This window comes from Stenotrophomonas sp. RIT-551 (genome assembly GCF_026241915.1).
Taxonomy (GTDB): domain Bacteria; phylum Pseudomonadota; class Gammaproteobacteria; order Xanthomonadales; family Xanthomonadaceae; genus Stenotrophomonas; species Stenotrophomonas bentonitica_A.
This window is the reverse complement of record NZ_JAPJIU010000018.1, coordinates 1-22,356: the sequence shown is the minus strand read 5'-3', so window position 1 is coordinate 22,356 and position 22,356 is coordinate 1. Positions and strand designations below refer to the sequence as shown.

Annotated in this window: 26 protein-coding genes and 1 pseudogene; 17 read left to right on the top strand and 10 right to left on the bottom strand. The window is 68.1% G+C overall.

Annotated elements, in window-relative coordinates:
• Positions 1-95 precede the first annotated feature (95 nt).
• The gene (locus ORK51_RS16285; RefSeq protein WP_266085858.1) at positions 96-1,076 is read left to right on the top strand and encodes an FAD:protein FMN transferase; all 981 of its coding nucleotides are present in this window, start codon (positions 96-98) and stop codon (positions 1,074-1,076) included.
• The gene (locus ORK51_RS16280; RefSeq protein ID WP_266085856.1) at positions 1,073-2,686 is read left to right on the top strand and encodes a sulfite reductase subunit alpha; all 1,614 of its coding nucleotides are present in this window, start codon (positions 1,073-1,075) and stop codon (positions 2,684-2,686) included. Before ORK51_RS16285 ends, ORK51_RS16280 begins: the two co-directional genes overlap by 4 nt.
• A 17-nt stretch (positions 2,687-2,703) precedes the next feature.
• Here ORK51_RS16280 and ORK51_RS16275 read toward each other — a convergent pair whose 3' ends face one another.
• From ORK51_RS16275 to ORK51_RS16260, 4 genes are all read right to left on the bottom strand, one after another.
• Positions 2,704-3,315 (bottom strand): HutD/Ves family protein, encoded by a 612-nt coding sequence (locus ORK51_RS16275; protein ID WP_266085854.1) that lies wholly within the window; start codon positions 3,313-3,315, stop codon positions 2,704-2,706.
• 36 nt (positions 3,316-3,351) lie between these two features.
• Positions 3,352-4,059, bottom strand: a complete 708-nt coding sequence (locus tag ORK51_RS16270) for a murein L,D-transpeptidase catalytic domain family protein (protein WP_261997790.1) — start codon at positions 4,057-4,059, stop codon at positions 3,352-3,354.
• Between the two features lie 27 nt (positions 4,060-4,086).
• Positions 4,087-5,148: a L,D-transpeptidase gene (locus ORK51_RS16265; protein ID WP_019185651.1), complete on the bottom strand. Its 1,062-nt coding sequence runs from the start codon at positions 5,146-5,148 to the stop codon at positions 4,087-4,089.
• Between the two features lie 408 nt (positions 5,149-5,556).
• Entirely contained in the window at positions 5,557-5,832 is a 276-nt protein-coding gene (locus ORK51_RS16260; RefSeq protein WP_019185650.1) for a ComEA family DNA-binding protein, read from the bottom strand.
• A 253-nt stretch (positions 5,833-6,085) separates the two neighbouring features.
• Between ORK51_RS16260 and ORK51_RS16255 the strand changes: the two genes are divergently transcribed.
• From ORK51_RS16255 to murU, 4 genes are read left to right on the top strand one after another with little or no spacing between them, the layout of a single operon-like run.
• Positions 6,086-7,579 carry a M20 family metallopeptidase gene (locus tag ORK51_RS16255; RefSeq protein ID WP_019185649.1) on the top strand — a complete coding sequence of 498 codons (1,494 nt, stop codon included), beginning with the start codon at positions 6,086-6,088 and terminating at the stop codon, positions 7,577-7,579.
• A 59-nt stretch (positions 7,580-7,638) separates the two neighbouring features.
• Positions 7,639-7,908 (top strand): GlsB/YeaQ/YmgE family stress response membrane protein, encoded by a 270-nt coding sequence (locus ORK51_RS16250; RefSeq protein ID WP_019185648.1) that lies wholly within the window; start codon positions 7,639-7,641, stop codon positions 7,906-7,908.
• A 58-nt stretch (positions 7,909-7,966) separates the two neighbouring features.
• Positions 7,967-8,992 carry an aminoglycoside phosphotransferase family protein gene (locus ORK51_RS16245; protein ID WP_266085848.1) on the top strand — a complete coding sequence of 342 codons (1,026 nt, stop codon included), beginning with the start codon at positions 7,967-7,969 and terminating at the stop codon, positions 8,990-8,992.
• A complete protein-coding gene (gene murU / locus ORK51_RS16240; RefSeq protein WP_266085846.1) occupies positions 8,989-9,702 on the top strand; it encodes an N-acetylmuramate alpha-1-phosphate uridylyltransferase MurU in 714 nt (237 codons plus the stop codon). The genes ORK51_RS16245 and murU overlap by 4 nt, the downstream gene beginning before the upstream one ends.
• Positions 9,703-9,889: 187 nt before the next feature.
• Here the strand turns inward: murU and hda are convergent, their stop codons facing one another.
• The 3 genes from hda to ORK51_RS16225 are packed head-to-tail and all read right to left on the bottom strand — an operon-like array spanning position 9,890 to position 12,890.
• Positions 9,890-10,600, bottom strand: a complete 711-nt coding sequence (gene hda, locus ORK51_RS16235) for a DnaA regulatory inactivator Hda (protein ID WP_046274062.1) — start codon at positions 10,598-10,600, stop codon at positions 9,890-9,892.
• Positions 10,597-11,769, bottom strand: coding sequence for an AI-2E family transporter (locus ORK51_RS16230; protein WP_046274061.1), 1,173 nt, complete (start codon positions 11,767-11,769; stop codon positions 10,597-10,599). The genes hda and ORK51_RS16230 overlap by 4 nt, the downstream gene beginning before the upstream one ends.
• On the bottom strand, positions 11,766-12,890 hold the full coding sequence (locus tag ORK51_RS16225; protein WP_266085843.1) for a DUF2066 domain-containing protein: 1,125 nt from the start codon (positions 12,888-12,890) through the stop codon (positions 11,766-11,768). Before ORK51_RS16225 ends, ORK51_RS16230 begins: the two co-directional genes overlap by 4 nt.
• 108 nt (positions 12,891-12,998) lie before the next feature.
• On the opposite strand from ORK51_RS16225, the gene purM reads away from it, so the two are divergent.
• The 5 genes from purM to ORK51_RS16200 all read left to right on the top strand — a co-directional run bounded on the left by purM (position 12,999) and on the right by ORK51_RS16200 (position 16,725).
• Complete coding sequence (gene purM, locus ORK51_RS16220; protein WP_019185419.1) at positions 12,999-14,054, top strand: phosphoribosylformylglycinamidine cyclo-ligase; 1,056 nt, start codon at positions 12,999-13,001, stop codon at positions 14,052-14,054.
• 8 nt (positions 14,055-14,062) lie between these two features.
• Positions 14,063-14,545 (top strand): hypothetical protein, encoded by a 483-nt coding sequence (locus ORK51_RS16215; protein ID WP_019185418.1) that lies wholly within the window; start codon positions 14,063-14,065, stop codon positions 14,543-14,545.
• Positions 14,542-15,195: a phosphoribosylglycinamide formyltransferase gene (gene purN, locus ORK51_RS16210; protein WP_019185417.1), complete on the top strand. Its 654-nt coding sequence runs from the start codon at positions 14,542-14,544 to the stop codon at positions 15,193-15,195. The genes ORK51_RS16215 and purN overlap by 4 nt, the downstream gene beginning before the upstream one ends.
• A 67-nt stretch (positions 15,196-15,262) precedes the next feature.
• On the top strand, positions 15,263-16,039 hold the full coding sequence (locus ORK51_RS16205; protein ID WP_429000695.1) for a DUF3108 domain-containing protein: 777 nt from the start codon (positions 15,263-15,265) through the stop codon (positions 16,037-16,039).
• Between the two features lie 2 nt (positions 16,040-16,041).
• On the top strand, positions 16,042-16,725 hold the full coding sequence (locus ORK51_RS16200) for a DUF3108 domain-containing protein (RefSeq protein ID WP_019185415.1): 684 nt from the start codon (positions 16,042-16,044) through the stop codon (positions 16,723-16,725).
• Positions 16,726-16,758: 33 nt separating this feature from the next.
• Here the strand turns inward: ORK51_RS16200 and ORK51_RS16195 are convergent, their stop codons facing one another.
• From ORK51_RS16195 to ORK51_RS16185, 3 genes are all read right to left on the bottom strand, one after another.
• Entirely contained in the window at positions 16,759-17,067 is a 309-nt protein-coding gene (locus ORK51_RS16195) for an EF-hand domain-containing protein (protein ID WP_266085839.1), read from the bottom strand.
• Positions 17,064-18,338: a UDP-N-acetylglucosamine 1-carboxyvinyltransferase gene (murA, locus tag ORK51_RS16190; protein ID WP_019185413.1), complete on the bottom strand. Its 1,275-nt coding sequence runs from the start codon at positions 18,336-18,338 to the stop codon at positions 17,064-17,066. The genes ORK51_RS16195 and murA overlap by 4 nt, the downstream gene beginning before the upstream one ends.
• 104 nt (positions 18,339-18,442) lie before the next feature.
• Positions 18,443-18,676, bottom strand: coding sequence for a BolA family protein (locus ORK51_RS16185; RefSeq protein ID WP_019185412.1), 234 nt, complete (start codon positions 18,674-18,676; stop codon positions 18,443-18,445).
• 53 nt (positions 18,677-18,729) lie between these two features.
• Here ORK51_RS16185 and ORK51_RS16180 point away from each other — a divergent pair, with 53 nt between their 5' ends.
• The 6 genes and pseudogenes from ORK51_RS16180 to ORK51_RS16155 form a co-directional block, all read left to right on the top strand.
• A complete protein-coding gene (locus tag ORK51_RS16180) occupies positions 18,730-19,731 on the top strand; it encodes a KpsF/GutQ family sugar-phosphate isomerase (protein WP_019185411.1) in 1,002 nt (333 codons plus the stop codon).
• A gap of 43 nt (positions 19,732-19,774) precedes the next feature.
• Positions 19,775-20,323 carry a KdsC family phosphatase gene (locus tag ORK51_RS16175; protein ID WP_266085834.1) on the top strand — a complete coding sequence of 183 codons (549 nt, stop codon included), beginning with the start codon at positions 19,775-19,777 and terminating at the stop codon, positions 20,321-20,323.
• Positions 20,320-20,886, top strand: coding sequence for an LPS export ABC transporter periplasmic protein LptC (gene lptC / locus ORK51_RS16170; RefSeq protein WP_019185409.1), 567 nt, complete (start codon positions 20,320-20,322; stop codon positions 20,884-20,886). Before ORK51_RS16175 ends, lptC begins: the two co-directional genes overlap by 4 nt.
• Positions 20,864-21,439 carry a lipopolysaccharide transport periplasmic protein LptA gene (lptA, locus tag ORK51_RS16165; RefSeq protein WP_070426778.1) on the top strand — a complete coding sequence of 192 codons (576 nt, stop codon included), beginning with the start codon at positions 20,864-20,866 and terminating at the stop codon, positions 21,437-21,439. The genes lptC and lptA overlap by 23 nt, the downstream gene beginning before the upstream one ends.
• A complete protein-coding gene (gene lptB, locus ORK51_RS16160; protein WP_019185407.1) occupies positions 21,439-22,158 on the top strand; it encodes an LPS export ABC transporter ATP-binding protein in 720 nt (239 codons plus the stop codon). The genes lptA and lptB overlap by 1 nt, the downstream gene beginning before the upstream one ends.
• A gap of 42 nt (positions 22,159-22,200) precedes the next feature.
• Positions 22,201-22,356 (top strand): annotated as a pseudogene (locus tag ORK51_RS16155) (RNA polymerase factor sigma-54); the annotation flags it as partial.

Genomic DNA, 22,356 nt, shown 5'->3' with positions numbered 1-22,356 from the left:
CGCCGTCCTCCCCACCCGCCCCCGCCGACCTGACGGGGGCTTTTCACCCGACGCATTCCGGCCATCGGGCGTACCAAGGCCCGACCTGCCCCCCCATGAACAACCCGGATTTCGACATCGCCCGCCTCGGTGGCCACACCATGGGCACCACCTGGCAGGTAAAACTGGCCGTGGCGCGCACCCGCGATCTGCACCCGTTGCATGCCGGCATCCAGGCGCAGCTCGATGCCATCGTGGCGCAGATGAGCACGTGGGAAGCCGACAGCGATATCGCGCGCTTCAACCGTGCCTCCGCCGGTGAATGGCAGGTGCTGCCGCCGTTGTTCGATACGGTGATGCAGTGTGCGCTGGAGATCGCGCAGCGCAGCGGCGGCGCCTTCGATCCCACCGTAGGCCCGCTGGTGGCGCTGTGGGGGTTCGGGGCGCAGGCGCAGGCCCGGCGGATTCCCGATGCCGACACGCTGGCGGCAACGCGCGCGCGCTGTGGCTGGGAACGCCTGCAGTGGCAGCCCGGTCGCCTGCTGCAACCCGGCGGACTGGCACTGGATCTGTCGGCGATCGCCAAGGGCTTTGGTGTCGATCAGGTCAGTGCGTGGCTGCGCCAGAACGGGGTACACGCCGCATTGGTGGAGGTTGGCGGCGAGCTGCACGGGTTTGGTCACAAGCCCGATGGCCAGCCGTGGCGCGTGCTGGTGGAATCGGCACCGGAGGAAGACGCGCAGGCCACCTATCCGCCGCGCGTGCTGGCACTGACGGACCGCGCAGTCGCCACCTCCGGTGATCGCTGGCACCACTTCGAGCAGGGCGGCGAGCAGTTCAGCCACACGCTGGATCCGCGCATCGGTGCGCCGGTCACGCGCGCTGCGGCGGCCGTCACCGTGGTTGCCGACAGCGCCATGCAGGCCGACGCCTGGGCCACGGCGCTGACCGTGATGGGCAGGGACGAGGGCATGGCATTTGCGCGCACCCATGCGCTGGCCGCACGCTTTGTCGGCCGTGGCGCGCACGGTAGCGAGGAATCCATGAGTCCTGCATTCGAGCAGTTGCTTGCCGACGACCGCGTGGGCGCGGCATGAGCCTGCGCCCATCGCGTGCGTGGCTGGGCAACCTGATGGTGATGGTGCTGCTGGGCGTCATTGCCTGGGCGCTGCTGCGCCTGCATCTGGGCGACGCCTGGTGGCCAGCCGCACCGTTGGCCGCGCATTGGCGCTGGGCAGCGGGGAGCCTGGTGCTCTATGCCGCGTTCTGCACCCTGATCTGGTGGCGTGGACGACCCCGGCAGGCGCGGGTGGCCGACAACGGGCCCGCACCGATCCTGCTGGTCTGGGCCAGCCAGACCGGCTTCGCACAGCAGCTGTGCGACCGCAGCGCAGAGGCATTGCGCGCTGCCGGGCTGCCAGTGCGCATCCGTGCGCTGCATGCGGTGACGGCCGAGCTTCTGCAGCGCAGCGGGCAGGTGCTGTTCGTGGTCAGCACCACCGGCGAGGGCGATGCTCCGGATCATGCCCTGCCCTTCCTGCGCAAGGTGATGCCGCAGGCGCCCGCACTGCCCCACCTGCAGTACGGCGTGCTGGCCCTGGGCGATCGCAGCTATGGCCATTTCTGCGCCTTCGGCCATCAGCTCGACGCATGGCTGCGCCAGCGTGGTGCGCACCCGCTGTTCGATACGGTTGAAGTGGACAATGCCGATCCCGGTGCGCTGCGCCACTGGCAGCAGCTGCTCGGCCAGCTTGGCGGCGAAGCCACCGACCTGCCGGACTGGACGCCGGCCGAGTATCTGCCCTGGCAACTGCAGGCGCGGCATCTTGAAAACCCGGGCAGCCCGGGGGCACCGACCTATCGGATCACCCTGGTGCCTGCCGATGGCACCCTGCCGGTCTGGCAGGCCGGCGACGTGGCCGAGATCGGGCCGCAGCATGCACCGGCCGACGTCGAGGCCTGGCTGCGCAAGACGCCGTGGGCGGGCGACACGTTCATCGATGGGCAGACGCTGCGTGCGCACCTTTCGCGCGCGCATCTGCCCGGTGCTGAGGAGATGGCGGCGCTTGCCGACCCAGATGCCGTGGTCGCCGCGTTGCGTCCCCTGCCGCACCGGGAATACTCCATCGCCACCCTGCCCGCCGAAGGCCAGGTGCAGCTGCTGCTGCGCCGCCAGCTGCGGCCCGATGGCACGCCGGGCCTGGGCAGTGGCTGGCTGTGCGATCACGCTGCGCTCGATGGGCGCATCGATCTGCGCTTCCGCAGCAACCCGAACTTCCATGGTGTGGCGGCCGCAACGCCGCTGATCCTGATCGGCAACGGCACCGGCATCGCCGGCCTGCGCGCGCACCTGCGCGAGCGGATCAGCGCCGGCGCGCGCCGCAACTGGCTGCTGTTCGGCGAGCGTACGGCCGCGCACGATTTCTTCTTCGGCGACGACCTGCGCGCCTGGCAGCGCGACGGCTGGATCGCACGGCTGGATACGGTGTTCAGTCGCGACGGTGGTGAGCATCACTACGTGCAGGACCGGCTGCAGGCGCAGATCCACACGCTGCAGCAGTGGGTGCACGACGGTGCCACGATCCTGGTCTGCGGCAGCCTGCAGGGCATGGCACCGGCGGTGGATGCGGTGATCGAGCAGGCGCTGGGCCGCGACGTGAAAGAAGCGCTGATCGTGGCCGGACGCTACCGGCGCGACGTGTACTGAGGAGTGCCTGCAGGCCCTCAGGCGTTGCGGCCCACCGCACTGACGCGGATCGCCAACAACTCCCCGCCGCCGTGCAACGCAAACCGGCGGCGCTCGCCGGCCGCCAACCACGCGGTATCACCGGCAGCCAGCGGCGTCAGCGACGGCTCCCCTTCAAATTCGGCCTGGCCGGCCAGCAGATGGATCGCCCACGCCGCCTCGGGTTCGGTGAAAAAGAACATGCTGCCGACCAATGGGCGATGCAGCAGCTCGGCCTGGACCGCATCGCGCCGCCACATCAGATTGAAATCGTGGGTCACCCCGTCCACCAGTTCGCCGGTCACCCGCGCTTCGCCGGCAAACCGCAGCCGGTCGTGCGGCGGCATCAGCGTGTGCAGCGCGCCATCGTCGAAACGCAAGCGCAGGCCCTCGCCACGCAGCAGCACCAGTTCGCGCTCGATGCCCGGAAACGCCGAGAACGCGGCGTCCTGCTCGATCTCGGCGATCGACAGGCGAACCTGCCAATCGTCGGTGTCGGGCACGCGCAGGATTTCGCGGGTCCAGCCCAGGCCATTGCGCCAGCGTTCGCGGCGGTACTCGAAAGCGGGAATGACGCGGCTGGCCGCGCTCAGGACGGTATCGGTGGGCATGGCCCTAGTGTGCCTGAGCCGAGGTGGGCAGTCCTGTCAGGACATACCGCCGCAATCGGGTTCCAGCAGCCGCGAACGCGCCAGCCAGTCCTTGTCCGGGTAGTACGCGAACACCATCGTGCCGCCGCGCAGGCTGTCGATCAGCGGCCGCGCCACCGACAACCGCACCGCCGGGCAGCCCAGGCTGCGGCCCAGGCGACCCTGCAGCCGTGCGACCGCGGGATTCACGTACGGCGCGCCGTGGATGACGATCGCGCGGTCGCGGGCATGGTCGTTGAAGCCGGGTTCCAGCCCTTCCAGCCGCAGCGAATAGCCGTTGCCGCCCATGTAGGTTTCCTTGGCGGTGAACGCGCCCAGGCTGGACATGAAGCTGCCGTCCTTGTTGGAGAAATGCTGGGTGCGGTTGTCACCGCTGTTGCGCCCATGCGCAACCCACTCCTCGAACAGCAGCCGCTGGCGGGTCAGATCGAAAATCCACATGCGCGGTTCGGTCGACGGCCGCGAGTAATCGATCACACTCAACTTGCCCGGGTCGACGCCCAGCTCCGGCCTGCGCAGCGCACAGCGCATCGCACGCGCCGCCAGCTGCAGCACGTGCTTGTCCGCCGCAGGGGCGGCCTTGGCCAGCATCTCGGCCATCTGCACCGGGCTGCCGGTCGGCGCCGGCGCAGGGCTGGTCGCGCCCGCCGTGGCGGACGCGATCAGGCCACAGAACGCAGCAGGCAGCAATTTCACAACGGGCATGGGCAGCTCACCAGGCGGAGGCAACCCTTACAAAGTGGACCCACCGGCGTCGGATTCCAAGACAGGCTGCAGGTTCTGTTCATCGGCCACCGGGCGTACCGCCGGCAGGCTGGTCACCAGCAGCGTGGTGCCTGGCACCAGCACGCTGTACAGCTGTTCGGCGAATTCCGGCGGCAGCGCCATTGGCAGGCTCGGCGTGGCGAGCAGGTCCGGGGTCGCATTGGCGGCGGTCTGGCCCAGCAGCGGATACGCGGTCCAGCGGTGCAGCGGACGGTGCGGGTCCAGCGGGCTGGGGTTGTCCTGGTAGCCCTGGCCCATCACGAACAGGGTGGTCCCCTCGAAGGCCGGCAGCGCCTTGGCTTCCAGCCGCGACTCGCCGATCAGCACGCCATCGCGCAGCACGTACAGGCGCTGGTCGTGCAGGCTGACCAGGATGCCGACCTGGCCGGCCGGTGCGGCCGCATCGTTCCAGTAGTGCGCGGGTGCGTCGGTGCTCTCCACCAGCGGCTTGCCGGTGCTGCTGACCGGGGCCAGCACGGCCGGATAGGCCAGCGTCATCGGCGCGCTCTTGGCATCGGCCACCACCACGGTATCGCCGCGATGGGTCTCGCCGAACAGCTTCTGCGCGAACGCCTGCGGCAACCGCACGCAGCCGTGCGAGGCCGGATGCCCGGGCAGGCTGCCGCCGTGCAGCGCGATGCCGTCCCAGGTCAGGCGCTGCATGTACGGCATCGGCGCGCTGTTGTAGAGGTTGGATTTGTGGTCCTTGTCCTTCTGCAGGATCGTGAACACACCGGTCGGGGTTTCGTGCCCGGCCTTGCCCGAGCTGATCGTGCTCATGCCGATCGCGATGCCGTTGCGGTACACGTAAGCGCGCTGCTCATCGAGGCTGACCACCAGCACGATCGGGCCGGACGGGGAGATCTCCGGATGCCAGAGGAACTCGCCGGGCTTGAGATCGGTGGGGCCGCGCGGGGCCTCGGTCGTCCTGCTGGCCGTCGGCGCAGTGTTGGCGGCGGTGGCGGGAAGCATCCCGGTCGCCAACAGCGTTCCGAGCGCCAGACTCAACAGCGTGCTGCGTACTGCCATGTCGTGCATCCATTCGAAGAGATGCCGCCACGCTACACGAAGTGCCGCCATGCGTTCGCGAAAACCACGGGCGGCCACGCGTCGTATTTCGTTCGCCCCAAACAGTAATTGCCCGGCCACACCTCCGTGTGCAGACCGGGCAATCGATACATCCTTGTCGGCATCCCGCCTTCCCCCTGTGCGTCCTGCGCAGTCTGGGTGCCGGCCATGCTCCGTGCACTCGGCCGTATATGCTTCCGCCATCTCAGCCCTTCCCGGGGTCTGGATGCCACCGTCCTGGTGGGTCCGCGCCGCTCCTTCCGCGCCGCCTCCGTGCGTGCCGCCTCCCTGCAGCGGTCGGTGCCACCGCGGCATCCTGCCGTGGCAGCCAGTGACCGGCATCCTGCCCGTCCCGACGTGTCCTGTTGTTCAGCGCCTTGGTACGGTGGCCGGCGCTGCCCTCCTGGGCGGTGCCTGGACCGGCGCCTGCCTGGCCCCGGTGGTCATCCGTTGTCGATTCCGTTCGACGGTAGCTGTCCCTATCCCCTTCACCCGCGCCAGATCCTCGACGTGTTCGAAGGGGCCGTGTTGTCGCCGGTACGCGACGATCGCTTCGGCCTTCATCGGGCCCACGTTCGCCAATCCCTGCTGCAGCGTCGACGCATCCGCCGTATTGATGTTGATCCGATCGGCCGCGAAGGCCATTCCGCTCAACAGCAGTCCCAGCACCAGCGCCCTGCACGAAAACCAAGGTCCCACTGTGTAGCTCCTTGTGGCTCGGAACCGGCCCCTGCCGGCAATCCTGTCGAAGGTTCCAGCGTCCCTCGCCACATACACACAGCCTATCGTCCACGGCGCCTTCACACAGCAGGCCTAACACCCGACGTGATGTAGGGAAATACCTACCCCAGCGCAGGCGTAGAATGGACGGACTTGTCAAAAGCACTCCGGAGTTCAGATGGACAGCGCCAAGCTCGGCCAATTCGTCAGTGAAAAGTGGGACAACGAGATCGTCCCGCAATTGGTCGATTACATCCGTATCCCCAACAAATCGCCGATGTTCGACGCCGATTGGGTCGCCAACGGCTACATGGAACAGGCCGTCACCCTGATGGAAACCTGGGCCAAGGCCCAGAATCTGCCCGGCCTGACCGTCGAGGTCGTGCGCCTGGAAGGCCGCACCCCGCTGCTGCTGCTGGAAATTCCGGCCTCCGGCGCCGAGACCGGCGACGACACCATCCTGCTGTACGGCCATCTGGACAAGCAGCCGGAAATGACCGGCTGGGACGATGACCTGGGCCCGTGGATCCCGGTGCTGCGCGGCGACAAGCTGTACGGCCGCGGCGGCGCCGATGACGGCTACGCGATGTTCGGTTCGCTGGCCGCCGTGCTGGCGCTGCAGGAACAGGGCCTGCCCCACGCGCGCTGCGTGATCCTGATCGAAGCCTGCGAAGAATCCGGCAGCTACGACCTGCCCGCCTACGTTGATCACCTGGCCGAGCGTATCGGCAAGCCGTCGCTGGTGGTGTGCCTGGATTCGGGCTGCGCCAACTACGACCAGCTGTGGTGCACCACCTCGCTGCGTGGCCTGACCGGCGGCAACTTCTCGGTCAAGGTGCTCAACGAAGGCGTGCATTCCGGCGATGCCTCCGGCGTGATCCCGTCCAGCTTCCGCCTGCTGCGCCAGCTGATCTCGCGCATCGAGGACGAGAACACCGGCCGCATCCTGATCGACGGCATGAATGTCGAGATCCCGGCCGAGCGCCAGGAACAGGCCAAGCGCGCCGCTGAAGTGGTGGACACCGCCATCTTCGAGAAATTCCCGATGGTCGACGGCCTGCGCCCGATGAACGATGACCTGGCCGAACTGGTGCTCAACCGCACCTGGCGCCCGGCGCTGTCGGTCACCGGTGTGGACGGCCTGCCGCCGCTCGCCTCGGCCGGCAACGTGCTGCGCCCGCATACCGCGGTGAAGCTGTCGCTGCGCCTGCCCCCGACCGCCGACGGCAAGGCCTGCGGCGAGCTGCTCAAGGAAGCGCTGCTGCGCGATCCGCCGAACGGCGCCGAAGTGAAGCTGGACCTGGAGAAGGCCTCCAGCGGCTGGAACGCCCCGGCCATGGCGCCGTGGCTGACCCAGGCGATCGACGATGCCAGCCAGACCTTCTTCGGCAAGCCGGCGATGTACATGGGCGAAGGCGGCTCGATCCCGTTCATGGGCATGCTCGGCGAGAAGTTCCCGGGCGCGCAGTTCATGATCACCGGCGTGCTCGGCCCGCACTCCAACGCACACGGCCCGAACGAGTTCCTGCACATCCCGATGGGCAAGCGCGTGACCTCGTGCGTGTCCAAGGTGATCAGCGAGCATTACGCGGCCAGCCTGCGTGGCGAGACCAGCGGTTCGCCGGTCGCCGCCGACAGCGGTACCCGTCACGGCGGCCACGGCTGCTGCTGACGTTGGCGGACGCAGCCCGGCCTTGCTAGGCTGCGTCCACCTCTACTGACGCATTTGGCATGAACGGACTGTTTGGCAGCACCAGCTGGCTCTACATCATCCTGGTCGGCTTCGTCGTCGGTCTGCTCGGGCGTTTCTTCATGCCGGGCAACAACCGCATGGGCTGCCTGCTGACCATCGTGCTCGGCATCGTCGGCGCGCTGCTGGCCGGCTGGTTCGGCCAGTACATGGGCTGGTATGCCCGAGGCGAGCCGGCCGGTTTCATCGGCGCGATCCTGGGTGCGGTCGCGGTCCTGGCCGTGCTGCGGCTGTTCAGCAGCAAGCGCTGAGCAACGCCCTCTTCTTTCTTCCCGCGCGCCGTCCGGCGCCGCTTCGACGTACCCGTCCATGAACGATCCCGCTTCCGATCCGCTGCGCGCCGAACACCGCCGGCAGTGGACCTGTGCCGCCCTCGGCGACCCGACCACTGCGCTTGATCGTGCGTCGGTCGATGCCGGTTTCCGCAGCTACTGGCGCGCCACCAGCGCGCGCGGCAGCCACATCGTGATGGACTCCCCGCCCGGGCTGGAGGATGTGCGCCCGTGGCTGCGCATGCACGACCTGCTCGAGCCCAACGGCGTGCGCGTGCCGCAGGTCCTGGCGCGCGATGAGGACAACGGCTTCCTGCTGCTGGAAGACCTGGGCGGCCCGACCCTGGCGCGCCATATCGACAACGACAACGCCGATGCCTGGTTCGATGCCGCCTTCGCGCAGCTGATCCGGCTGCAGTCGATCCCCGTGCCCGAGGGCATGGGCAGCTTCGGCGAGGCGCTGTTGCAGCGCGATGCCGGGCTGTTCGACGACTGGTTCCTGCAACGTCACCTCGGCCTGGAACTGGACTGCGGCGAGATCGAGAACCTGCAGCGCATGCACCGCCTGCTGATGGACAACGCCCTGCAGCAGCCGCAGGTGCTGACCCACCGCGATTTCATGCCGCGCAACCTGATGCCGATCGATGGGGGGCCGGCGGTGCTGGATTTCCAGGACCTGGTGCGCGGGCCGATCGCCTACGACCCGGTCAGCCTGTTCAAGGATGCGTTCCTGAGCTGGCCGATCGAACGCGTGGACGCGTGGCTGGCGCGCTATCACGCACTCGCCCTGGCCGCCGGCTTGCCGGTGCGGCCGTGGCCGCAGTTCCTGCGCGACGCCGACTGGATGGGCGTGCAGCGCCACCTGAAGATCCTCGGCCTGTTCGTGCGCCTGCGCGACCGCGATGGCAAGGGGCACTACTTCGAGGATGCACCGCGCTTCATCGGCTATCTGGATGAAGTGCTGCCGCGCCATCCACAGCTCGCGCCGCTGCTCGATCTGTTCGAACTGCGGATCAAACCGGCGCTGGCCCGCATCGCCGAACCCGTGCTGGCGCGCCCATGAAGGCCATGATCTTCTCGGCCGGCAAAGGCGAGCGCATGCGCCCGCTGACCCTGCACACGCCCAAGCCGCTGCTGGTCGCCGGTGGCAAACCGCTGATCGTGTGGCATCTGGAGCGGCTTGCCGCGGCCGGCATCGATGAGGTGGTGATCAACACCGCGTGGCTGGGTGACCAGTTCGCACCCGCGCTGGGCGACGGTGCGCGCTGGGGGCTGCGCCTGCACTTCATCGATGAGGGCGCCGTGCCGCTGGAAACCGGTGGTGGCATCCTCAATGCCCTGCCGATCCTCGGCGACGCACCGTTTCTGGTGATCAACGGCGATGTGTGGACGGATATGGAGGTCGCCAGGTTGCCGCGCACGCCTGCCGGCGATGCGCATCTGGTGCTGGTCGACAATCCCGCGCAGCACCCGCGCGGTGATTTCATCCTGCACGACGATGGCCACGTCAGCGATGACGGCGACAGCGCGCGGCTCACCTACGCCGGTATCGGCGTGTACCGCCCGGCGATCCTCGATGGCTGGCGGGCGGTGATCGGCAACACCACCGGGGCCGGCGCGACACCGCCGCAGTTCAGCCTCGTGCCCCTCCTGCGCCATGCGATGGCGCAGGGCCGTGTGACCGGCCAGCACCATCGCGGCCGATGGACCGATGTGGGCACGCCAGAACGGTTGGCGCAGCTGGATGCGCAGCTGCAATCCCCGCACGGGTAAAACACCGCGGGCATCCCCCCCTTGGGCGACCCGGTGGTAGAGCCGACCGTTGGTCGGCTGCTCTCCGCCCCGGTGGTAGAGCCGACCGTTGGTCGGCTGCTCTCCGCCCGAGCCCACCAGAGCAGCCGACCAACGGTCGGCTCTACACGGTGGGGCCGTCTCCCGGGCAGCCGAACAACGGTCGGCGCTACAGGCGGTGTGGGCCGTCTTCCAGGACCTGGCGCAGGAACGGTACGGTGATGCGGCGCTGCGCCGCCAACGATTCGCGGTCCAGCCAGTCCAGCAGGCTGACCAGGCTGCCCAGCTCGCGGCCGGTACGGGTCAGCAACCATTCGATGGCGGCCTCATCGATGGCCAGGCCACGTCGCGCCGCGCGTTCGCGCAGCACCGCCGCACGGCCTTCGTCGTCCAGCGGCTGCAGCACCACGCGCACGCACTGCTGCAGGCGTGAGCGCAGGTCCGGCAGCACCAGCCCCAGCTGGTCCGGGGCGTGCTGCGCGGTGTACAGCAGGGTGATCCCCGCGGCGCGCGCACGGTTGTGGAAATCAAACAACGCCACTTCATCTTCGCGCTGCCCGGCTACGGCATCGAGCCCGTCCAGCGCGACCAGGTCGCGCCCCTCCAGCGATTCCAGCGCGGCGCGGGTGCGTCCGACCACCGCCTTCAGCGGCAGGTACGTCGGCTGGCGGCCGGCCTGTTCGGCCAGCGAACACATCGCCAGCGCCTGGTGGGTCTTGCCGGTGCCCGGCGCGCCTTCGAGGTAGACCCAGTCGTGCGCCGCGCCCACGGCGATGGCGCGCAGCTGCGCCAGTGCGCCATCCGGCGCACCGATGAAGGTCTCCAGCCGCTCGTCCTGCGGGTAGCGCAGGGCAAGCGGCAACTGCGGCACGACACTCACTGCGCGTCCGGCCCCTTCGGGGTGCCCACGATCACGATCTCGGGCTTGTCGACGTAGGCATCGAGCACGATCGCCGACTTCTCACCGGCATACAGATCACTCTGGCGGTAGCGCTGGTGCGCATAGCGCAGCAGCACGTTGCTGACCGCCGCCACCGGCAGCGCCAGCAGCATGCCCAGGAAGCCGAACAGCTGGCCACCGGCCATCACCGCGAAGATCACCGCCACCGGGTGCAGGCCGATCTTGTCGCCGACGATGCGCGGGGTCAGCACGTAGCTTTCCAGCAGCTGGCCCACGGTGAACACCACGCCGACCAGGATCAGCAGTTTCAGATCGAAGCCCTGCGCCTGCACCAGCGCGGCCACCACGGCCATCACGATGCCGGTGGTCGCGCCCAGGTAGGGAATGAAGCTGATCAGGCCGGCCACCAGCCCGATCAACAGGCCCAGCTTCAGGCCGACCAGCGACAGGCCCGCGGCGTACACCACGCCCAGCGCGATCATCACCAGGAACTGGCCGCGGATGAATGCCCCCAGCACCTCGTCCGATTCACGCGCCAGGTTGGTGATGGTGCCGACGTGGTTGCGCGGAATCATCGAAGCCACGCGCTCGACCAGCTTGTCCCAGTCGCGCAGGAAGTAGAACGCCAGGATCGGCAGCAGCAGGATGTTGACCACCCAGGTGACCATCGTGAAGCCCGAGCGCTGCACGTAACCGAAGAAGGTCTTGGCGAAGCCGCCGGCCTGCTGCCAGTGGCTGCGCACCCATTCGATCAGCCGGTCCGGGTCCATCCACTGCATGACCTCCAGCCCGGTCTTCTGCTCGAACCACGGGATGCCTTTTTCCATCAGCCATTGCTGTGCCTGCGGAATCGCCGCCACCAGCGTGGCGACCTGGCGCTCGATCATCGGCACCAGGATCAGCAGCGCGGCGGTGATCAGCAGGATCATCGCGACGAACACCAGCACCACGCCGGTGTTGCGCGAGCGGCCGGTGGCCTCGATCCGGTCGACCAGCGGGTCGCCCAGCCAGGCCAGCGCCAGGGCCAGCACGAAGGGGGTCAGGATCGGGCCGAGCAGCCAGATCACCCAGCCGGCGGCAAGCGCCACCAGCACATACTTCAACCGCCTGAGGAACTGCGCGATTTCCGCTTCGGGGGTAAGGATCATCGCAGGCGGTACTCGTTGCTGGCAGGCGGCGGCAGGGCCGAGGGGTTGGTTTCATCGATCGGCACCGGCAGGGCCAGCGGTGCGGTCGGCGCGATCACGCCGTTGTCGCCCAGCATGCGGTTCAGGCCGGGCAGGCCGGTGGTCAGCTCCAGCGACAGCTCCAGGCGGTCGCCCGAGGCGCGCAGCGGGGTGACGTTGCGGACCACCGCGGTCTCGCGCAGGCCGGCAGCCAGGCGCATGTAGTCCTCGGCACTGTTCAGGCCCAGCACCACGATCGTGTAGGTCCCGGCGGCACCGGTGGCGGCCCCGGCCTTGGCGTAACGGCGCACCAGCGCATCGGCGGCGCCGTCGGCACCACCGGCCATGGCGCGGCGGGCGTCACTGTCCTTGGTGCTCCACTTGTTCAGTTCCTTGCCGCCATCGACGAATACCCAGTCGGCGACCCAGCCGCTGCCATCGCGGTAGAGCTTGCCGATCAGCTGCATCGGCGGGGCATAGCGCGCCGAGGCGCGGGCGACGGCGGCCGTGTCCTGGCGCCAGATCGCGCCGACCAGCGCCTGCTCGGCCGCGCTGCCCGAGGGCAGGCCCAGCTTGTAGCCGCGTTCGATGGCCCGGTTGAGCAGCGGGCGGGCCGCGTTGGCCTGCTGCACGGTGACCAGACGCGGGCCGGAGCCATCGTCGATAGCCAGCCAGATCACCGGCTTCGGGCGGGGCTGCGGCCACAGCGGCAGGCCCAGGGCCGAGATCAGCCCGTCGACGTCATCCTCGCGGAAGCGCGCCACCAGGATCGTGCGGTAGCTCGGGGCGCCGCCGGCCGAGGTGCTCTGGTCCTGGCGGTAGTCATAGCTGGCCACGTAATCCTTGGCGTTGCGCAGGGCCTGCATCACCCCGGGGCGGCTCATCACGCTGCGGTCGCCCGAGAGTTTGGCCAGCACATTGCCCAGCGCCCTGGCCAGGGCACCGTTGCGGTCCGAATCGGCCTGGCTGTTGACCGGGACCTCGGCCTCGTAAGCGCCACTGGCGGTGGCCACATCGCCTTCGGTGCGCAGGCCGCTCTGGGCCATCGAGGCCACCGGCAGGCACAGCGCGAGGAACATCATGAAAAAGAGGCTGCGGCGCATCAGGACTTCCATTGAGCGTATCCGGGGGGAATTGTTGCCCGAATAGGGCCTGCGCGCCAACGTGGCCTGTTAAAATCGCGCTTTCACCCCAGCGCAGCGCCGACGCCCGTGACCAATTCCCCGTCCAACCCCTCTCCCCTGACCTACCGCGATGCCGGTGTCGATATCGACGCGGGCAATGAGCTGGTCGAGCGCATCAAGCCGCTGGTGAAGCGCAGTTTCCGCCCGGAAGTCATGGGGGGCCTGGGTGGCTTCGGCGCCCTGTTCGACCTCTCCAGCAAGTACCGCGAGCCGGTCCTGGTCTCGGGAACGGATGGCGTGGGCACCAAGCTGAAGCTCGCACAACAGCTGGGCCGCCACGACACGATCGGCATCGATCTGGTCGCCATGTGCGTGAACGACGTGCTGGTCCAGGGCGCCGAGCCGCTGTTCTTCCTGGATTATTTCGCCACCGGCAAGCTGGACATCGATACCGCGGCAGCGGTCGTGGGCGGCATTGCCAACGGCTGTACCGAGGCCGGTTGCGCGCTGATCGGTGGTGAGACCGCTGAAATGCCCGACATGTATGCCCCGGGCGAGTACGACCTGGCCGGCTTCACCGTCGCCGGTGTCGAGAAGAGCGAACTGAAGGACGGCGCCAGCGTGGCCGCCGGCGACGTGCTGATCGGCATCGCCTCCTCCGGCCCGCACTCCAACGGCTACTCGCTCGTGCGCCGCATCTATGACCGCGCCGGCCAGCCGGCCGACCTGGAACTGGAGGGCGGGGTCAAGCTGGTCGATGCCCTGATGGCGCCGACCCGCCTGTACGTCAAGCCGATCCTGGCGCTGCTCAAGACCCATGGCGCGGCGATCCACGGCATGGCCCACATCACCGGTGGCGGCCTGACCGAGAACATCATCCGCGTCGTCCCCGAGGGCCTGGGCCTGGACATCCAGGCCGATGCCTGGACCCTGCCGCCGGTGTTCCAGTGGCTGCAGAAGGAAGGCGCGGTGGCCGACAGCGAGATGTGGCGCACCTTCAACTGCGGCATCGGCTTCGTGCTGATCGTGGCCGCCGACCAGGTGGCCTCGGTCGCTGCCGCCGTCACCGCGCAGGGGCTGGACCACTGGACCATTGGTGCTGTGACCCCCGCCGATGGCACCGAACGCGTCAAGATCGGCTGAGCCCGGTCATGGAGCCCCGCCTGGAGGCCGCTGCCCAACCGCCGTCGCTGCCCGCCGCAGCGGCGCCGGCTGTGCCGGGCACCGCGGTTGACACCTCGCAGCTGCAACTGCTGTCGGTCTTCCACTATGTACTGGCCGGCCTGACCGCGCTGTTCTCGCTGTTCCCGCTGATCTATCTATTGATGGGCGTGGCCGTCATCTTCGCCGCACCACCGCCGTTGGCGCCGGGCGAGGCGCCGCCGCCTTTCGATCCGCGCCTGCTTGGGTGGGTGTTCGTGCTGATCGGTGGGCTGGGCTGCGCTGCCGGGCTGGTGCTGGCCGGGTACATGGCCTATGCCGGGCGCTGCCTGGCGCAGCGCCGGCGTTACCTGCTGTGCATGGTGGTGGCCGGTATCGCCTGCATCTTCATGCCGTTCGGTACCGCCCTGGGCGTGTTCACCCTGGTGGTGCTGTCGCGCCCGGCAGTCAAGGCGGCCTTCGAAACCGCATGAGCAGCCGTATCGCCGTACTCGCCTCCGGCCGGGGCAGCAATCTGCAGGCCATCCTGGACGCCATCGCCGCGCAGCGGCTGGATGCGCAGGTCGTGGCCGTGCTCTCGGACAAACCCGAGGCCTCGGCCCTGCTCAAGGTCGGCCCGGCCCAGCGCTGGGCGCGCTCGCCCAGGGACTTCCCGGACCGCGCCGCCTTCGATGCGGCGATGGCCGATGCGCTGGACGCGTTCGCCCCGGACTGGATCGTCTGCGCCGGTTACATGCGCATCCTCGGCCCGGCCTTCGTGGCGCGGTTCGATGGCCGCCTGGTCAACATCCATCCCTCCCTGCTGCCGCTGTACAAGGGGCTGCACACGCATGCGCGCGCGTTGGAAGCCGGTGATGCCGAGCACGGCGCCAGCGTGCACTTCGTGGTGCCCGAACTGGATGCCGGCACCGTGCTTGCCCAGGCCCGCGTGCCGGTGCAGGCTGGTGACACCGCCGAAGCGCTGGCCCTGCGGGTGCTGGCCGTGGAGCATCCGCTGCTGATCGCCAGCCTCGGGCTGCTGGTCAGCGGCCGCGTAACTGAACAGGCAGGTCAGCTCCAGCTCGACGGTCACCCCCTGTTTAGCCCGCTGCGCCTAGATTGCGCCGGACAGCTGAACCGATAAGCGCCGCGCACACACGCCGCTGATCCCGGCGCTGGCATTCTTCCCCTTCCCCCACCGACCGGCCCGCATGAGAACGCCTTTGTTCAAGCCCGTGCTGCTGATGGCCTCCCTGTTGTGCACCGCCGCCCTTGCCCACGCGCAGGAGACGGCGACACCCCCGTTGCCCGCCCTGCCTGCAATGGACTGGGAGGCGCCGCCGCTGCAGCCATTCACCGCCACCTACCAGGCCCTCTACAAGGGCAAGCAGGCCGGGGATGCGACCATGCGCGTCACCCACACCGGCGGCGACCAGTGGCGGGTGGACATGCAGGTGGTGGGCCGCAGCGGCTTTGCCAGCGTGCTCGGCCTGAACCTGGAGCAGAGCACGGTGTTCGAGAACCGCAACGGTACCTACGTGCCGTTGAGCCAGAGCACCGTCCGCAAAGGCCTGTTCCTGGGCAAGAAAGTGACCGGCACCTATGACTGGCAGGCCGGCACCGCGCAGTGGCTGGGCGATCTGAAGAAGGAACGCCGCCAGCCGATCCCGCTGCAGCCCGGCGACCAGAGCGCGCTGCTGCTGAATCTGGCGATCATGCGCGACGCCCGCCCCGGCGGACAGATGCACTACCGCTATGTGGACGTGGGCCGCGTCCGCCAGCACGACTACCAGGCCGCGCCGGACACGGAGAACGTGCCGGTGGGCGACCTGTCCTACAACGCGCTGCGGGTGTACCGCACCAACGGCGGCAACGATGAAACCATCCTCTGGATCGCCAACGGTGTTCCCACGCCGGTGCGCATCCTGCAACGCGAAGATGGCGAAGATCGGATTGATCTGCGCCTGATCGAATACCAAGGAGTCTGAGCATGACCACACTGAACCGTCCGCTGACCTGGATCGCCGCTGGCGCCCTGGCTGTCGTGAGCCTGCCCGCCATGGCGCTGCAGCCGTTCAAGGCCGATTACCAGGCCAGCTACATGGGCATGCAGGCCAATGGCACCATGACCCTCACCAGCGAAGGCGCCAACAAGTGGCGCTACAGCCTCAACGTCAAGAACCAGCTGGCCGATCTCAGCCAGAACACCGTCTTCGAGGAAGCCAACGGCCGCCTGCGCCCGCTGAGCAGCAACGACCGCTCGGTGCTGCTGGTCAAGAAACGCAACGTGGACGCCAACTACAACTGGACCAGCAACCAGGCGACCTGGACCGGCGACGTCAAGCCGGACCGTCGCGGCCCGGTCGCGCTCAAGGCCGGCGACATGGACGCCCTGCTGATCAACCTGGCGATCGCGCGGGATCTGGCTGCCGGCAAGCCGCTGAACTACCGCATGGTCGACGAAGGCCGGATCAAGCCGATGTCCTACAAGGTGGTCGGCAAGGAAAAGATCACCGTGGCCGGCAAGTCCTACGACGCGACGAAGGTCTCGCGCGTGGACGGCAACAAGGAACTGATCGCCTGGATCGTGCCGGAGTTCCCGGTGCCGGCGCGCCTGCTGCAGCGTGAGAGCGGCAAGGATGCGCTGGACCTGACGATCAAAGGCATGAACTGACCCAGAAAAACGCCCGCTTGCGCGGGCGTTTTTTCATTCCGGCTTGGCCTCGCCGAAGACCGTCTTGCAGTCCACCCGGATCTGCTGCCGCGTATCGCGCCAGTAGTAGGTGCTGCAGTGGCGGTTGCCGTCGACGCTCTTGTCCACGCCGACCGCATAGAACGACTGGAACACCTCGGTACGGCTGACCGTGCCGTCGCCGTTCCAGTCCATGTCTTCCTGCTGGATGCCCTGGGTGATCGCGATGCCGGCATACCAGGCGTAGCCCAGCCATGCCAGCACGATCAGCACCAGGACCAGCAGCGCCTTGCGGCGGCGGGTGAACCGGCCGCGCAGGATCATGCCGCGACGCGCCGGATGGTGGCGCCCAGCGAGGACAGCTTCTCTTCGATGTTCTCGTAGCCGCGGTCCAGGTGGTAGATGCGGTCGATGGTGGTATCACCCTCGGCCATCAGGCCGGCGAGGATCAGCGAGGCCGAGGCGCGCAGATCGGTGGCCATCACCGGCGCGCCGCTGAGCTGCTCGGCACCCCGCACGATCGCGGTGTGGCCTTCCACCTGGATGTCCGCGCCCAGGCGCAGCAGTTCGTTGACGTGCATGAAACGGTTTTCGAAGATCGTTTCGTTGATTACGCCCACGCCGTCGGCCACGCAGTTGAGCGCCATGAACTGCGCCTGCATGTCGGTCGGGAACGCCGGATACGGCGCGGTGGTCAGGTTGACCGCACGCGGGCGCTTGCCGCCCATGTCCAGGGTGATGCTGTCTTCGGTGGTCTCGATGTGCGCACCGGCCTCCACCAGCTTGGCCAGCACCGCGTCCATGGTGTTCGGGCGGGCACGGTTGACCGTGACCTTGCCGCCGGTCATCGCCGCGGCGACCAGGAAGGTGCCGGTTTCGATACGGTCGGGCAGCACTTCATGACGGCCACCGGAGAGCTTCTCGACGCCTTCAATGGTCAGGCGGGCGGTGCCCAGGCCTTCGATCTTCGCGCCGAGCGCGATCAGGCAGTGCGCCAGGTCGGTGACTTCCGGCTCCATCGCCGCGTTGTCCAGCACGGTGGTGCCTTCGGCCAGCACGGCGGCCATCAGCACGTTTTCGGTACCGGTGACGCTGACCATGTCGAAGGTGAAGTGGGCCCCCTTCAGACGCTTGGCCTGGGCCTTGATGAAGCCGTTCTCGACGGTGATTTCTGCACCCAGGGCCTGCAGGCCCTTGATGTGCTGGTCGACCGGACGCGAGCCGATCGCGCAGCCGCCAGGCAGCGACACTTCGGCCGCGCCGAAGCGGGCCAGCAGCGGGCCGAGCACCAGGATCGAGGCGCGCATGGTCTTGACCAGCTCATACGGCGCCACGTGCTGGTCCACCGAGCGCGGGTCGACCACGATCGCGCTGCCGCGCGACAGGGTGCCCTGGTCGATGGTGACCTTGGCACCCAGCTCGCCGAGCAGCTTCACGGTGGTGACCACATCGTGCAGGTGCGGCACGTTGGTGATCTCCACCGGCGCATCGGCCAGCAGGGTCGCGCACAGGATGGGGAGGACAGCGTTCTTGGCGCCGGAAATGTTCACTTCACCGTGCAGCGGCTTGCCGCCGGTCACTACGATCTTGGCCATGGAATCTACTTGGAATGAGGTAGAGCCGACCGTTGGTCGGCTGAATGGTCTGGGTAGCCGACCGTGGGTCGGCTGAAACGATAACCGTGAGGGGTACCCCGGAATCAACCGCCCGCTTCGGCCGGGGTGACCGTCTTCAGCGCCAGCGCGTGGATCGCCCCGCCCATCAGATCGCCCAGGGTCGCGTAGACCATGCGGTGGCGGGCCAGCGGCATTTTGCCGGCAAAGGCGTCGCAGACCACGGTGGCCTCGAAGTGCACGCCGTCGTCACCCTGCACGTCCGCGCGGGCGCCAGGCAGGCCGGTTTCGATCAGATTGCGGATGGTCTCGGCGTCCAACGGGCTTTCCTAATAAAATGAGCGCTCATTCTACTCTTCCACGTGGCGCTCGCATGGCTGTCTCGCCCCAACTCCCCCATCCGGCCGACGCTGCGGCACTGGTCGCCAGCGGCCGCCGCGTGTTCGAGATCGAGCGCGATGCGCTGGGCGCGGTCGCCGAGCGGCTGGGCGAGGCATTCAGCCAGGCCTGCCAACTGGTCCTGCAGGGCAAGGGCCGCGTGGTCGCCACCGGCATGGGCAAGTCCGGGCATGTGGCCCGCAAGATCGCCGCTACCCTGGCCTCGACCGGCACCCCGGCCTTCTATGTGCACCCCGGTGAAGCCGGTCACGGCGACCTGGGCATGATCACCGAGGCCGATGTGGTGCTGGCGCTGTCCTATTCGGGCGAGTCCGACGAACTGCTGATGCTGCTGCCGGTGCTCAAGCGCCAGGGCAACCGCCTGATCGCGATGACCGGCCGGCCGCAGTCCAGCCTGGCCAGCGCCGCCGACGTTCACCTGGATGTCAGCGTACCGGCCGAGGCCTGCCCGCTGGCACTGGCCCCGACCTCCAGCACCACCGCCTCGCTGGCCATGGGCGATGCGCTGGCCGTGGCCCTGCTAGATGCGCGTGGCTTCACGGCCGATGATTTCGCCCGCTCGCACCCGGCCGGCAGCCTCGGCCGCCGCCTGCTGCTGCACATCACCGACGTCATGCACAGCGGGGATGAACTGCCGCGCGTGGACGTCGGCGCCAGCCTCAGCGAAGCCCTGGTGGAGATGAGCCGCAAGCGCCTGGGCATGACCGCCGTGGTGGACGCGGACAACCACCTGATCGGCCTGTTCACCGACGGCGACCTGCGCCGTGCGCTGGATACCGACCTGGACGTGCGCAGCGCGAAGATCGCCGATGTGATGACCCGCGGCCCGCGCACCATCGGTGCCGACCAGCTGGCGGCCGAGGCCGCGCAGTTGATGGAAGCCCACAAGATCAACGGCTTGATGGTGGTCGATGCCGACGGCCATCTGGTCGGCGCGCTCAACATTCATGACCTGTTGCGGGCCCGGGTGGTTTAAACCACAGTTGCCTTCCTCCATTCAGCTGAGCTGCCCCCAGACGATGCCCTACTCCCCGTTGCCCGGTTTCCCGTCCCACCTGCATGCCGTCGCCGGCCGTATCCGGCTGGCCTGCTTCGACGTGGACGGCACGCTCACCGACGGTCGGCTTTACTACGACAAGGACGGCAACGAGAGCAAGGCGTACTACGTGCAGGACGGACTCGGCCTGAAACTGCTGCAACACCACGGTATCCACCCGGTGCTGATCACCGCGCGCAACAGCCTGTCCGCGCTCAAGCGCGGCGCGGACCTGGGCATCGATACCCAGATCGCAGTCGGCGACAAGCTGGCCAGCGTCAAGGCGCTGTGCGAGCAGCACGGGATCGGCCTGGACCAGGTGGCCTTCATGGGCGACGACCTGCCCGATCTCGGCCCGCTGTGCGCGGTCGGCCTGGCGGTCGCGCCGGCCAATGCCCACCCGTGGATCGCCGAACGCGTGCACTGGCAGACCCGCAGCGACGGTGGCCAGGGTGCCGCGCGTGAGCTGTGCGATGTCCTGCTGGCTGCACAGGGCCATGTGGACGCCGTGCTGGCGAGGTTCGGCGCATGAACGTGCGTACCGCCATCGGCGGCCTGCTCCTGGTCGCCGCACTGCTGACCGGCTGGCTGGCCCTGCATCATCGCGACAAGGCCCCGGTGGCCGAGGGCGAGGATGCCACCAAGGATTACGTGCTGCACGATTTCCAGATCGTGGCGCTGGACGAACAGGGCAAGGAATCCACCACCCTGCGCGCCCCGCTGCTGGAGCGTGCGCGCAGCGATGAAACCATGACCCTGACCACCCCGGTGTTCCTGCTGCCCGACCAGGACGGCAATCACTGGGAGATGCGCGGGGACAGCGGCTGGGTCAGCGCCAAGGGCGACCAGCTCAAGCTCATCGGCAACGTCAGCGGCGACAGCCCCAAGGTCCCCGGCGTTGTGCCCACCACCTTCCGCACCGATCATCTGGACGTGTTCCCGAACGAGAACCGCGCCAGGACCGATGCCCGGGTCACCATGACCCGCCCGGGCCTGTCACAGACAGGCGTCGGCTTTGAAGCCGACATGAAAACCCGGCAGTACAAACTCCTTTCACAGGTCAAGACCCGCTATGAACCGAACGCTGCCCGCTAAGCTCGCGCTGCTCGCCCTGCTGCTGCCCGGCGTGGCGCTGGCCAAGTCGTCCGACCGCAACCAGCCGATGAACCTGGAATCCAACAGCAACGACTGCAACCTGACCGACGATGCGGGCAAGTGCACGTTCACCGGCAACGTGGTGATCACCCAGGGCACCCTGGTGATCCACGCGGCCAACGCCGATCTGTTCCGCAAGAACGGCGATATCGAACGCGTCGTGCTGACCGGCAAGCAGGCCACGCTGGAGCAGGAAATGGATGACGGCTCCAAGATGAAGGCCTGGGCCGACAACATGGATTACAACGTCAACAGCGAAGTGATCATCCTCACCGGCAACTACAAGGTCGAGTCGCCGCGCGGCACCAACAGCGGCCAGAAAATGACCTACAACACGCGCACCGGCAACATGCAGAGCGGTGGCGACGGCACCCGCGTGCGCACCGTGATCCAGCCCAAGAACAAGGGCGCCGCACCGGCCGCCCCGGCGGCCAAGCCGGCCACGCCCGCGGCCAAGCCCGCCACCCCGCCCGCCGCCGGGAGCAAGAAGTAATGCTCGTCGCCAAAGGCCTGCGCAAGCGCTACAAGCAGCGTGAAGTCGTCAAGGATTTCGGGCTGACCCTGGAGGCCGGTGAAGTGGTGGGCCTGCTCGGCCCCAACGGTGCCGGCAAGACCACCTGCTTCTACATGATCGTGGGGCTGGTCGAGACCGATGCCGGCAGCATCGTGCTGGACGGCAAGGACATCACCAGCGACCCGATGTACACCCGCGCCAAGCAGGGCGTGGGCTACCTGCCGCAGGAACCCTCGGTGTTCCGCAAGCTGACCGTGGCCGACAACCTGCGCCTGGTGCTGGAACTGCGCGAGGACCTGGACAAGGCCGGCCGCGAAAAGGAACTGGCCAGCCTGCTGGACGAACTGCAGATCAACCACGTGGCCGACCAGCTCGGGGCCAGCCTCTCCGGCGGTGAGCGCCGCCGCTGTGAAATCGCCCGCGCGCTGGCGGCCAAACCGCGCCTGATCCTGCTCGATGAGCCGTTCGCCGGCGTCGACCCGATCTCGGTCGGTGAAATCCAGCGCATCGTCACCCATCTCAAGCAGCGCGGGATCGGGGTGCTGATCACCGACCACAATGTCCGCGAAACCTTGGGAATCTGCGACCGCGCGTATATCCTCAACGAGGGCAGCGTGCTGGCACAGGGCGCGCCGGACGAGATCCTGGCCAACGCCGACGTCCGCCGCGTCTACCTTGGGGATACCTTCAAGCTCTGATCCAGCGGCCGCCGCAACGCCTTCCTTCCGTTCGGCACAGGCATGAAAGCACGGCTGCAGACATCGATGGGGCAACACCTGGTCATGACGCCGCAGCTGCGTCAGGCGATCAAGCTGTTGCAGATGTCCAGCGCCGAGCTGGAGCTGGAAATCAACGAGGCGGTGGAAACCAACCCGCTGCTGGACTGGGCCGAGAAC